Genomic DNA, 13,061 nt, shown 5'->3' on the forward strand with positions numbered 1-13,061 from the left:
GGCGGTCGCCATGGGAGGCCCGATGGGCGGATTCGATCTATCTGGAGTGTCGGTGCCGGCAGCGCCGCCACGTGTCCGGACCCAGGCCTGGCGCCGTCGCCTGCGCCAGCTGCTGCCGCTGTGGGATTTGCTGCTGCTGCTGGCGGCCGCGCCGCTGGCGACCGCGATCGCTAGCGCGCTGGGCGCGAACCTGCCCGCGGTCTCGGGCTGGCCGGACTGGGAGCGCTGGGCGCTGCCGCTGGTGGCGCTCGGGCCGATACTGCTCTATCAGCCGCTCGATCGTCCGCCGCCGCCGCTGCGCGGCTTCGGCGCGCGCCTGCTGCTGTTCGTCGCGATCGCCGCGGCCGCCGCCGCGCTCGCCGGTCCGCTGGTGCCGGGCGTGTGGCTGCTGGCCTGGCTGGCGCTGGTGGTCGCCGGCCTGTCGGGGCTGCGGCTGCTGATGCGGCGTCTGCGCGGCCGGCAGACGCTGGCGATCTACGGCGCCGGTCCCGAGACCGACCGGCTGGTACAGCAGCTGCGCCGCCAGGCCGGCGACCGCATCGAGCTGCTCGGCGTCTTCGACGATCGCATGACGCGCGCGTCGCCGGCGCAGACGCCGGCGCGCGGCGGCCTCGTCGAACTCGCGCGGCTGGCGCAGCAGCGCCCGGTCGACTGGACACTGGTCTCGGTTCCCGAGTCGGCGCAGCAGCGCATCCAGCAGCTGCTGCCGCTGCTGCGCGGCATCTCGGACGCCGTCGCGCTGAGTCCGGCGCCGGCGCCGGCACGGCGTGAAGGCCTGCTCGCCGAGTCGCTGAAGGTGCGCATGCTGGCCGACGCCGAGCACACCGCCTGCGATCTCGACGACTACGATCTGTCGCGCTTCATCGAGGTCGCGCGCGGCTTCGGCCAGGACGCCTATACGTATGTGGTGACGCCCAACGTCGATCATCTGATCCGCCTGCACGACGACGTGCGCTTTCGCGCGCTGTACGAAGACGCCGGCTACGTCCTGCTCGACAGCCGTTTCCTGTCGCACCTGCTGCACTTCACGCGCGGCGTGCGCCTGCCGGTCTGCGCCGGCAGCGATCTGACAGGCCGCCTGTTCGGCGAAGTGATCGCGGCCGATGACGGCCTGGTGCTGATCGGCGGTAGCGACGCGCAGGCGGCGATGCTGCGCGAGCGCTACGGCCTGCGCCGGTTCGCCCATCACAATCCGCCGATGGGTTTCATCCGCGATCCGGGGGCGGTCGAGCGCTGCCTGTCGTTCATCGAGGCGCACAGTCCGTTCCGCTTCTGCCTGCTCGCGGTCGGTTCGCCGCAGCAGGAGATCATCGCGCGCGAGCTGCAGCGCCGCGGCAAGGCGCGCGGCATGGCGCTGTGCGTCGGCGCGTCGATCGATTTCCTCACCGGCGGCGAGCGTCGCGCGCCGGCCTGGATGCAGCGCGCCGGCGTCGAATGGCTTTACCGCCTGATGCAGGCGCCGCGGCGCATGGCGCGCCGCTATCTGGTGCGCGGGCCGCGCGTGTTCAGCCTGCTGACGCAGACCGAGGTGCAGCTGCGCATGCACGCGTGAGTTGATGCCAGCCCGTCGCCGCCACGGTCACAGCGTGAAAAAAGAAAGGGCCGGACGACGGTCCGGCCCTTCCTGCCCCCCAAGCCCCGCCCGCAGGCGCGGACGGGATCCCTGGCTCAGCGCGTCATGGGGTGACGGTGAAAGCCGACGGCGTCCATGCCGCGTACTTCGGGTTGAACAGCGCGATCTGGGCGGTGCTGGCACCGGACGGAATCGTGACCTGCAGCTGCGTGTCGCTGACCACCAGGAAAGTCGCCGACGACGAGCCGACCGTGACCCGCGACAGGCCGGTGAAGCCCGAGCCGGTGATCGTCACCACCGTGCCGGCCGCGCCGCTGCTTGGCGAGAAGGTCTGGATGTACGGCTGCGTGTACGCGGTCGAGCCGCCGTTGATCGTCACCGTGGCCCACGACGGCGAACCGAGCGTGGCGCCGCCGGAGGTCGTGCTCAGCTTCAGCGAGAACGACTTGCTGCCGGTGAAGGCCTTCAGCGTGCTGATCGGGATGCTGATGGTCTTGGCCGCGGTATCGCCCGAAGCCCAGCTCAGCGTGCCGCTGACCGCCGTGTAGTCGGTGCCGGCGACGGCACTGCCGTCGACGGTCGCGTACTTCACGCTGACGGCGCCGCTGGAGCCGCTGGCGCGCGCGACGCTGAGCGTGGCGATGCCCGAGCTCTGCGCGACGCTGTAGCTCGACGCACCGAGCGCGAGCGTGCCCGGCGCGGTCGTGGTCGACGACGACGAGGTCACGCTGAACGGGCTGCCCGACCAGGCGGCGTACTTCGGGTTGATCAGCGCGATCTGGCCGCTGCCGGCGCTGCCCGGCACGGTCAGCGTCAGCGAGGTGTCGCTGCTGACCTTGAAGGTCGCGGCGGTGCCGGCGATGCTCACGCTGCTCAGGCCGGTGAAGCCCTTGCCGCTGATCGTCACCGTCGTGCCGCCCGGACCCGAGCTCGGCGTGAAGCTGGCGATGTACGGCTGCGTGTAGCTCGTCGTGCCGCTGCCGCTGCCGCTGCTGCTGCTGCCCGAGCCGTTGATCGTGACGCTGGCGCTGGCCGCGCCGAGCGTGGCGCCGCCGGACGCGCCGGACAGCGCGATGCTGAAGCTCTTGCTGCCGGTGTACGGCGTGGCGTTGCTGATCGCGACGCTGAACGACTTGCTCGCCGTCTCGCCCGAAGCCCAGCTCAGCGTGCCGCTGGCGGCCGTGTAGTCGCTGCCGGCAACGGCGGTGCCGTTGGCGGTGGCGTACTTGACGCTGACCGCACCGCTCGAACCGCCACTGCGCGCGACCGTGACGGTCAGCGAGCCGGCGCTCTGCGCGACGCTGTAGCTCGATGCCCCGAGCGCGAGGCTGCCGGCCGAGGCGACGACGCCCGAACCGTTGATCGTCACCGTGGCGATGTTCGGCGTGGCGAGCGAGGCGCCGCTGCTGGCGCCGGACAGCGAAACGGTGAAGGTCTTGCTGCCGGTGAACGGCGTCGCGTTGCTGACCGGAATGGCGATGGTCTTAGCCGCCGTGTCGCCGGCGGCCCAGCTCAGCGTGCCGCTCTTCGGCGTGAAGTCGGTGCCGGACACCGCGGTGCCGCCGGCCGTCGCGTAGCTGACCGACACCGCGCCCGTGCCGCCGCTGCGGCTGACCGACAGGCTCACCGAACCGGCGCTCTGGCTGACGGTGTAGGCGCTCGCCGACAGCGCGATCGACGCCGTGCTGCCGCTCGTGCCCCACAGCTTCTGCAGCAGCGCCATCTTGTCGGTGCGCACGTTGAGGCTGTCGTCGAGGATGCCGCCGGTGTCGCCGCTGTTCGGCGTGTAGCACCAGTAGAAGCTGTCACGCATGCCCTTGCTCAGCATGTAGTCGACGAACGCGTTCTGCCAGGCGACGTCGCGCGAGTCGCCGCCGACGCCGTAGCGACCGCCCCACTCGCCGGGCACGACCGGATGCGACGGATAGAACTGGCCGAACAGCGTTTCCCAGTCGGCGGCGAGGTTGGCCGGGAAGTTGGCGGCGTTGAACGTCGACTTGACGTAGACGTCCGGGCCGTAGGTGTGCGGCGACAGCACCAGCTTGTCATTCGGGATGTTGAGCGGCTGGTAGGCCTGCGGCTGGAAGTCCTCGCCGTAGTTCATCGGGATGTTGGTGTTCTCGATGCCGTCCCAGTTGCCGTTGATGCCCTGCACGAAGATCATCAGGTTCGGGTTGGCCGCGAGCACGCCGGCGGCGCCCTTCTCGGCGGCGTCCTTCCAGTAGTTCTTCGACTGCGTCATGTTGGCGTCGCCGGTGCTCCAGCGCACGACGCCGTTCGGCTCGTTGTAGATGTCGATCGCGAAGAAGTGCGGCAGGTTCGCGTAGCGCGCGGCGACGAACTTGAGATCGCGGATCCAGTTGTCGACGGTATAGGCCTGGCTGTTGTAGATCAGGCCGAAGTCGGCGCTGTTGTCGACGAACCAGGTCTGATATTGGCGGTCGTTCGAGACGCTGTGGAAATCGAGCATGACGTAGAGGCCCTGACGGTCGGCCTCCGCCATCCACAGGTCCAGTACCTCCAGCGGCGTCTTGCCGAGCAGTTCCGGATTCTTGCCCGGGTCGACATAGCTCAGCTGGTCGACCGGCGTCGTCACGTACAGCGTGTCCGGCACGTACGGCAGACGCACGGCGTTGAAGCCGAGCGCCTTGATCTGCGCGATCTGCTCCTTCCAGCCCATCGACCACAGGTACTGCGGCTGCAGGATGTTGGCATTGAAACCGTAGTGGCTGATGCCGCGGATCGGCACCTGCTGGCCGCTGGCGTCGTAGATCTTGCCCTGCTGCGCGTAATACCCGGCGGCGCTCGCGGCCGGCGCCGCGGCGGCGCCGACCAGCGTCGCAAGGAGCGCGCCCAGCGCCCGGAGTTTCAGGCTCATCTTCATAGGGGTCCTCATGTGTGTTCCAAGTCGGTTACGGCCGCCGGTCGAGGCGCGGGGGCCAGGTGCAACTGCGAGCCAACGGTCGCCAATCCGCGCCGCGCACGCCCGGCTTTCGCACCGAGAGGTAGATAATTTCTACCCAAGCGGCGTGGATGGTTTTTTTCGCTGCCGCTCGTCCGGATGCGGCCCGCCGGCCATCTGTGTCCGCTTGCCGACACAGCGCAAAAACATCCCGGCAGCGGCGCCGCGCGGTGTACATCGACGGCCATCGCGACCATGCGCGCAAGGCCGATCGGCGACGTCGCGGGCACCGTCGCGGCGGGCGGTGATGGCGGTTTCATGCAGAAGCTCCCGTGGCGACGCGGCGACGCACGCACGCGTGCGCCGACCGGACGGCCGTGTCTGTTCATGCGATTGAAAGGGCGCCGCGAACGGGGCCCTGCATGCGCGGTCACTCGGGAGCGGCGAAGACCTGGCGGTCACGGCGCGCTCCGAGGCCGGCGGGAGCTACCTTAGGGGGACAGCGATGAACGTCGCTTGACCGCCATCCGTGCGCTGGCGAACAGCCGGGCGGCGGCGCCTCATGGCAGGGCGCCGGCCGGCGCGGTGACGGCGGTCGCGACCCAGCGCCCCGCGTAGCAGTAACGGCCCTGCCAGACGAGACCCGGCGCGGCCGCGGCGGCGCCGTTGCGCGGCACGACACGGAAGCCGCCGGCCGCCATCGCCGCGGTCTCGATCTCGACGACCACGTCGTGAAATTCGAGCCATTGCCGGGTCAGCGCGTACTGGCACTTGTAGAACGCTTCCTTGGCGCTGAAGGTCAGCGCCGCGAGCCGCTGGCGCTGCGCGAGCGGCTGCCGCGCGAGCTGGCGCAGCTCCTCCGCCGTGAGCAGCTCCGGCCAGACGACCGGCGAAACGTCGGCGATGACTTCGAGGTCGATGCCGAGCGAACGCAGCAGCCGCTCCGGCGCAACCACGGCCGCGCACAGGCCGTCGGTATGGCTGATGCTGCCGGCGAACCCGCTCGGCCAGCGCGGCCGGCGGTCGGCCTGCGCCGGCAGCTCGCGCGGCGCCACGCCGAGACGGCGCAGCGCATGGCGCGCGCAGGCGCGGCCGGCAGCAAACTCATGCAGGCGCTTGCTGCTGACGGTGCCGAGCGCGGCGCGCTCCATCGGCAGCAGCCAGGCCGGATCGCCGGGCGTCCGGCACTCGGCGGCGGCGACCAGGCCGTCGAACAGTCCGGCGAACAGCGCCGAATCGCGAACCCCGTCATCGACGGCGGCGACGGCATCCGGCTCCGGCACCGTGCCGGATGGCGCACCGCCCTCGCCGGCCGTGTCCTGCGTCACGTCGGCGTCGTGGCCGGAACGTCGATATGCGCTGCCATCTGCCGCGCGCCCGGGTCCTGGAACATCGTGAAGTGGTCGCCGTCGATCACCGCGACCTCGACGCCGTCGCTGGCGAACGCGCCCCAGCCCATGCCGTGATCGAGGAAGCGCCCACCCGGCTGGCGCCGCGAGCGGAACAGCTGGATGCGGCCCTTGAAGCGGCCCGGCTCGTAGCCGGTCGCGGCGACGCGCAAATGCTCGAGCAGCCAGCGATCGTAATCCTCCGGCGACTGCCGGCGGCGCGACAGCAGGTCGTGGTCGGCATGGTCCGACCACAGCGACTGCAGGCGCTTGGCGAAACCGCGATTGGCGATGAAGCTGCGCCACGACTGGCGCCCGTGCCAGAGATCGGCCAGATCGAGTCCGATCAGCTGCAGGCGGTGCGAAGTTTCGGCCAGCGTCCGGCGCAGCCAGGACATGCGCCGCACGTAGCCCGGCACGTAGCCGTCGATGATGACGACCTGCTCGACGCGCTCGCCGGCCGCCTGCAACTGGCAGCCGATCTCGAACGCGAGCGCGCCGGCGATGCACCAGCCGAGCAAGCGGTACGGTCCGTGCGGCTGCTCGCGGCGGATCAGCTCGACGTAGCCGGCGGCGATATCGACGAAGTCGCACGGCATCGCGGCCGGATCGCTGCCCGGATCGAACAGCTGCAGGCTGGTGAACGGCTGCGCGTCGCCGAGCCGCCGCGACAGCAGGAAGTAGATGCCGGTGTTGTTGACCGCCATCAGCGGCGTGCGGCTGCCGTCGCTGCGCAGGCGCAGCACCGGCCGGAAGTCGTAATTGCGCTGGCCGCTGAGATCGACCAGCGGTGCCAGCTGCGCAATCGTCGGCGCATTGAACAGCGTCGACAGCGTGAGGCGCGCGCCGAACTCGGTCTCGACCTGCGCCAGCATGCGCGCGGCGAGCAGCGAGTGGCCGCCGAGTTCGAAGAAGTTCGCGCCGCGGCCGATGCCGCGGCTGCCGAGCAGGCCCTCCCAGATCAGGGCCAGCTTCTGCTCGACCGCCGTCTGCGGCGGCCCACCGTCGTCGTGCTCGCCTTCGCGCAGTGCCGGCGGCGGCAATGCGCGCACGTCGACCTTGCCGTTCTGGTTGCGCGGCAGCGCGTCGACGATGGTGATTGCCGCCGGCCGCATGTACGCCGGCAACGACTGCGCCGCTTCGGCAACCAGCTCGTCGCTCAGATCGACGGCATTGCGGCCGGGATCGCGCAGGCTGACGTAGGCCCACAGCGCGGCGTCGCCGTGCCCGTCGCGACCGACGATCGCGCAGGCTTCGCCGACCGCCGGATGGCGCAGCAGCACCGACTCGATCTCGCCGAGCTCGATGCGGAAGCCGCGCAGCTTGACCTGCGAATCGCTGCGGCCGATGAATTCCATGCGCTCGCGCCCGCGCCAGCGCACGATGTCGCCGCTGCGGTACATGCGCGCGCCGGGCGCCGCCGCGAACGGGTCCGGCACGAAGCGCGACTGCGTGAACTCCGGCCGGCCGACGTAGCCGAGTGCGAGCTGCTCGCCGCCGATATAAAGCTCGCCCGGTGCGCCCACCGGCACCGGCTCGCCGTGCGCGTCGAGCACGTAGAAGCGCAGGTTCGGCAGCGGACCGCCGAGCGGCACGCTGGCGTAGCGGTGCAGCATCTCCGGCTCGATGCGCAGCACCGAGGCGTAGATCGTCGTCTCGGTCGGACCGTAGACGTGCCACAGCTCGCTGCCGGTCGCCAGGATGCGCTCGGCCAGCTCGCGCGGCGTCTTCTCGCCGCCGCACATCGCCTTCAGCCGCGGCCGGCCGTCCCAGCCGGCGGCGAGCAGGAACTGCCAGGTGATCGGCGTCGCGAACATCACAGTCGCACCGTGCTCGCGCAGCAGCGCCAGCAGCGCCGCGCCGTCGACGACGTCGCGCTCGGTCGCCAGCACCAGACGCGCGCCGCAGGACAGCGTCGCGAACACTTCCAGGCCCGAGATGTCGAACGCCACCGAGCTGACCGACATGAACACGTCCTGCGCCGTGATGCCCGGCTGCGCGCGCACCGCCCACAGCAGGTTGGCCAGCGCGCGGTGCGGCACCATTACGCCTTTCGGCTGACCGGTCGAGCCCGAGGTGTAGATGATGTACGCGAGATCCAGCGGCCGCGTCGCGCGCGGCGGCGACAGCGCCGGATGCGCGGCGATCACGGCGGCGTCCTCGTCGATCAGCAGCAGCGGTACGTCGAGCGCCGCCAGCGGCGCGCGCAGCGAGGCGCGCGCGACCACGGCGGCGAGCCCGGCATCGCCGCCGATATAGGCCAGGCGCTCCGGCGGATTGCCGGTGTCGAGCGGTACGTAGGCGCTGCCGGCCTTGAGGATCGCCAGCAACGTCACGATCAGTTCCGGCGAGCGTTTCAGGAACACGCCGACGCGACGGCCGTCGCCGTAGCCGCGCGCGCGCAGCTCATGCGCGAGGCGGTTGGCGGCGGCGTCGAGTTCGGCGTAGCGCAGTGACTGTCCGTCGCAGACCACGGCGATCGCATCCGGCGCCTCGGCGACGCGCGTCTCGAACAGATCGACGACGTTGCGCTCGAGCGGGAACTCGACCTCGGTGAGATTCCAGTCCAGCGTCAGGCGGCGGCGCTCGGCGGCGTCGATCAGCGGCAGCCGCGAGATCGCCTGTCGCGGGTTCGTCGCGATCGCGCCGAGCAGGTGTTCGAGCTGGGCGAGCAGACCGTTGACGGTGTCCGCGTCGAACAGATCGGTATTGAAGTCGCAGGACAGGCGCCAGCCGTCCGGGCGTTCGACCGCGAAGACATTGAGATCGTGCAGCGCGCCGGCCGAGACCGAGGGCATGTCGATCAGCTGGAAGCGTCCGTAGCGGCGGTTGGCGATGAACGAACGCTGCATCACGAAGTTGATCGAGAACAGCGGATTGCGGCTGCGGTCGCGCGGCGGACGCAGCACCTCGATGATCCGCTCGATCGGCATCGCCTGGTGTTCGAGGGCGTCGACGACGGTGTCGGCGACGCGCGCCAGCAGCGTCTCGAACGACGGATCGCCGGACAGGTCGTTGCGGACGATCAGGGTGTTGACGAACAGGCCGATCAGCGCTTCGAGCTCGGGTTCGTCGCGCACCGCGACCTGCGTGCCGAGCGCGATGTCGGTTTCGCCGGTATGGCGCTGGAACAGCACCAGCAGCGCCGACAGCAGGGTCATGAACAGCGTGCAGCCCTGCTCGCGCGAATAGGCCGCCAGCGCGTCGGTCAGCGGCCGCGGCAGCAGGCGCGACACGATCTGCGCGTTGGCGCTCATCACCGGCGGCCGCGGCCGGTCGGTCGGCAGCTCGAACTGCGTCATGCCGCGCAGCTGGCGCTCCCAGTAGGCGGCGTGCTCGGCGGCTTCGGCGCTGCCGAGCCAGTGCGACTGGCCCGTGGCGTAGTCGCCGTAACTGGTGCGCAACGGCGGCAGCTCGGCGACGCGGCGTTCCTGCAGGGCCGCACAGAACTCGCCCATCTCGTGCGCGAGCAGACCGATCGACCAGCCGTCGCAGACGATGTGGTGCAGCGTCACCAGCAGCACCGAGACGTTCTCGGCCAGGTGCACGCGCACCACGCGCAGGAACGGCGGCGGCCCGCTCAGATCGAAGGGCATGCGCGCCTCGCGCAGCGACAGGCGCTGCAGCTCGGCCTCGGCCGCCGGACCGGCGAGCGTGCGCAGGTCGATGTCGGCGATGCGCAGCGGGGCCTGCGCTTCGACATGCTGCAGCGGTTCGCCGTCGCGCTCGACGAAACGCGCGCGCAGCACTTCGTGGCGGCCGATGATGAGGCGGAAGGCCTGCTCGAGGTCGCCCGTCGCGACCTGCCCTTCGAGGCGCCAGCGCACGGCGACGTTGCACGCCGAGTTGGCGCCGCCATACAGCCGGTCGAGCGCCCAGAAGCGGCGCTGTCCGAGCGAGCAGCGCTGCATCGACGCGGTGCTGTGGAAGCGATCGGCGCTGCGGCCGTCGTCCCGTGATGTGGCTCCTGCATTCATTCGCTGTCCGGCACCTGCCGCTCCCGTGGAAGACCCCTGTGTCCTCGTGGTGCGCAAATTAAAATTGCGGGACAGGCCCGTCTGTTCGAAATCGAACAGACGGCGGAGCGGCCCGGCTCGAAGAATCGCCCCGTCGTCGTCACTGATCACGCCGGAGCTTTCCATGAGGACCATCCATCGCGTCGCCAGCGTCATGCGCCGCCATTCCGGCGCAGGCCTTGCCGTCGTCGCCATCGCCGTGCTGGCGGCTTGCGCCGGCCCGGCCGAGCGCCCCGTCGCCGCCGCGGCGCCGCCACCGGCTGCGAAGCTGCTCGCCGCCATCGGCACCGAGCCCGAGCTGCTGCAGCTCGGACCGGGCGATGCCGTGCGCCTGCAGATCGTCGGCCGCCCGGAGCTGTCGACCACGCTCTACGTCTCCGACGGCGGCGAGCTCGACGTGCCGATGATCGGCCGCGTCAAGGCCGCCGGCCTGTCGCCCGCCGAGGCCGCACGCAACATCGCCGGCGTCTTCCGCAGCCGTGAGCTGCTGGTCGATCCGCAGGTCACGCTGGTGCTCGACCGCTATCAGAGCCAGCGCATCTCGGTGCTCGGCGAGGTCCGTTCGCCGGGCCGTCTGGCGCTCGAATCGCGCACCACGGTCTTCGATGCGCTGGCCCAGGCCGGCGGCACCACCGAGGACGCCGGCGATGTCGTCTACGTGATGCGTACCGGCGCCGACGGCGCCGTCAGCCGCGTGCCGGTGCCGCTGCGCGTCGGCAACGCCGCGGCGAGCGCACCGATGGAAATCGCCCTGCGCGGCGGCGACGCGATCTACGTGCCGCCGGCCGAGCGCTTCTACATCTACGGCGAGGTCAACGCCGCCAACATGTACCGCCTCGAACCGGGCATGACCGTGCTGCAGGCGATCTCGCGCGGCGGTGGCCTGACCGTGCGCGGCAGCGGCAGTCGCATCGAGATTTCGCGGCGCGCGGCCGACGGCCACCTCGCCAGGATCGACGCCGCGCCGGCCGACCGCGTGCTGCCCGGCGATGTCATTCGCGTCAAGGAGCGTCTTTTCTGATGAACAGCCAACTTCCCGCGCTCAACGTCGCCAATGCGGTCGCACTGCCGCCGCTGGTGCCTTTGAACTACGTCCACCCGGGGCTGTCGCTGGCCCAGCTGCTGGCGATGCTGCGCGCGCACCGGCGCCGCATCATCGCAATCTTCCTGGCGGTTGCCGCACTGGTGATCGGCGCCTCGACGCTGCTGCCGCGCAGCTACGCCGCGACCGCGACGCTGCTGGTGCGCTACGAGGTCAACGATCCGCTCGGCGGCAAGGAGTTCCCGCTCGGACTGCTCGGGGGCTATATCGCGACCCAGGTCGAGATCCTGCAGGGACCTTCGGTGCTGCTGCCGATGATCGACCAGCTGCAGCTGACGCAGAAGCGCGCCTACAGCGCCGGCTTCAAGGGCGCCGCGGCCGACCTGCCGGCCTGGGTGATGGAACGCGTGCTCAAGCGCCTGAGCGTCGAGCAGGGTCCGGCCGGCAGCCAGCTGATCCATATCCACTACGCCGGCACCTCACCCGAAGAAGCCGCCGAGGTCGCCAACACCATCGCGCAGATTTACGTCGCGCATCAGAACACGCGCCTGACCGAACCGGCCTCGGCGCATGAGACGCGCTACGCCGCGCAGCTCGCCGAACTGCGCGGCAAGGCCGACAGCGCGCAGCAGGCGCTGACCGCGTTCCGCGAGCAGAACGCGCTGATCGACGCCCGCACCGAGATGGAGGCGCTGGCGGCGCTCGAACAGCGCCTGCTCGAAGCGCAGAACGCGCGCCGCGCCGCCGAGGCGCACGCCGCCGGCAATGTGCAGGTCGGCCAGGCAGTGCTCGGCTCGACGCTGGTGCAGTCGCTGAAGACGCAGCTCAGCACCTTGCTGACGCGCAAGGCCGAACTGCAGTCGACGCTCGGCCCGCGCCATCCGGACATGCGCGCGCTCGACGCCCAGATCGCGCAGGCCCGGCAGGCGCTGGCGGCCGAGATCGGTTCGTACTCGCAGGGCGCCAGCGCCGACATCGACGCCGCCCGCGCGCTCGAGAAAAAGCTGCAGATCGCGGTCGACGCGCAGCGCGAGAAGACGATGAAGGTGCGTGATCTGCAGGACCAGGCCTCGCGCCTGGAACTGGAGCTGACGTCGGCGCAGAGCGTCTACAAGCGCGCGCTCGACGGCTACGACCAGGTCGCCTTCGCCTCGCAGAGCCACTACAACAACATCAGCCTCGAAAACGCGGCGATCAAGCCGCTGCGGGCGGCGAGCCCCAGCTCGCTGAAGTTCGCGGTGCTCGGCCTCGCGCTCGGCGGCACGTTCGGCGTCGGCGTGCCGCTGCTGCTCGAACTGCTGCGCCGTCGCGTGCGCTGCCGCGACGATCTCGAACGTGACCACGGCATTCCGGTGCTGATGGAGTTCGCCCCGATTTCCGCCCACGGAGCCCGCTCATGACGGCCACGCAACGCGATCCGGTCCTGCTGCACACGCGTCCGGTCAGCCCGTTTTCCGCCGAATCCGGCGACGGTGCGCTCGAAGAGAGCGGCCGGCGCGGATCGCCGGGCCGCGCCGATCCCAGCCTGGTGATCGCCCACCAGCCGTTCGATGCGCACAGCGAGCGCGTGCGCGCGCTGCGCACCGAGCTGCTGCTGCGCCGCCAGGGTCCCGGAGCGCTGTGCGTGGCGCTGCTCAGCCCCTGCCACGGCGAAGGCCGCTCGCAGCTGGTCGCCGAGCTGGCGGTCGCGTTCGCGCGCACCGGACGGCAGACGCTGCTGGTCGATGCCGACCTGCGCCGGCCGCGCCAGCACGCGCTGTTCGGCGTCGACAACCGTGTCGGCCTGTCCGATACGCTGCAGGACGGCGCACCGCCGCTGCTGCACGCGGTGGAAGGCCTGCCGACGCTGTCGCTGCTCAGCGCCGGCCGCACGCCGCAGAACCCGCTCGAACTGCTGGCCGACGACCGCTTCGCCGCGCTCGTCGACGGCTGGCGCTCGAACTACGGCTTCGTGCTGTTCGATACGCCGCCGGTGCGCGACTTCAGCGATGCACTCGCCGTCAGCACCATCGTCGGCCAGGTGCTGACGCTGTCGCGCGCGCAGCACACGCCGTATCACGACGCGCGCGAACTGCTCAAGCGCCTGGCGGCGACGCAGGCGCGCGTGCTCGGCGCGGTGATCAACCACTTCTGAACGGGT

General features: G+C 70.8%; 7 protein-coding genes. 4 read left to right on the top strand and 3 right to left on the bottom strand.

The genetic code is table 11. The annotated features are described in order from the left end of the window. Positions 1–22 precede the first annotated feature (22 nt). Positions 23–1,552, top strand: a complete 1,530-nt coding sequence (locus K343_RS25125) for a WecB/TagA/CpsF family glycosyltransferase (protein WP_161628845.1) — start codon at positions 23–25, stop codon at positions 1,550–1,552. Between the two features lie 124 nt (positions 1,553–1,676). Here K343_RS25125 and K343_RS23110 read toward each other — a convergent pair whose 3' ends face one another. The 3 genes from K343_RS23110 to K343_RS20475 form a co-directional block, all read right to left on the bottom strand. Next, positions 1,677–4,451, bottom strand: coding sequence for a Calx-beta domain-containing protein (locus K343_RS23110; protein WP_161628846.1), 2,775 nt, complete (start codon positions 4,449–4,451; stop codon positions 1,677–1,679). 584 nt (positions 4,452–5,035) lie between these two features. Further along, positions 5,036–5,803: a 4'-phosphopantetheinyl transferase family protein gene (locus tag K343_RS23115; RefSeq protein ID WP_051277833.1), complete on the bottom strand. Its 768-nt coding sequence runs from the start codon at positions 5,801–5,803 to the stop codon at positions 5,036–5,038. Beyond that, positions 5,800–9,840 carry a non-ribosomal peptide synthetase gene (locus tag K343_RS20475; RefSeq protein WP_161628847.1) on the bottom strand — a complete coding sequence of 1,347 codons (4,041 nt, stop codon included), beginning with the start codon at positions 9,838–9,840 and terminating at the stop codon, positions 5,800–5,802. The genes K343_RS23115 and K343_RS20475 overlap by 4 nt, the downstream gene beginning before the upstream one ends. 163 nt (positions 9,841–10,003) lie before the next feature. On the opposite strand from K343_RS20475, the gene K343_RS20480 reads away from it, so the two are divergent. The 3 genes from K343_RS20480 to K343_RS20485 are packed head-to-tail and all read left to right on the top strand — an operon-like array spanning position 10,004 to position 13,055. Beyond that, positions 10,004–10,900 (top strand): SLBB domain-containing protein, encoded by an 897-nt coding sequence (locus K343_RS20480; RefSeq protein ID WP_084615596.1) that lies wholly within the window; start codon positions 10,004–10,006, stop codon positions 10,898–10,900. Next, positions 10,900–12,321 carry a GumC family protein gene (locus tag K343_RS0101755; RefSeq protein WP_028006599.1) on the top strand — a complete coding sequence of 474 codons (1,422 nt, stop codon included), beginning with the start codon at positions 10,900–10,902 and terminating at the stop codon, positions 12,319–12,321. Before K343_RS20480 ends, K343_RS0101755 begins: the two co-directional genes overlap by 1 nt. Beyond that, on the top strand, positions 12,318–13,055 hold the full coding sequence (locus tag K343_RS20485) for a CpsD/CapB family tyrosine-protein kinase (protein ID WP_051277836.1): 738 nt from the start codon (positions 12,318–12,320) through the stop codon (positions 13,053–13,055). Before K343_RS0101755 ends, K343_RS20485 begins: the two co-directional genes overlap by 4 nt. The last annotated feature ends 6 nt before the right edge of the window (positions 13,056–13,061 follow it).

Origin of the sequence: Solimonas flava DSM 18980 (genome assembly GCF_000426685.1) — a bacterium.
GTDB lineage: Bacteria > Pseudomonadota > Gammaproteobacteria > Nevskiales > Nevskiaceae > Solimonas > Solimonas flava.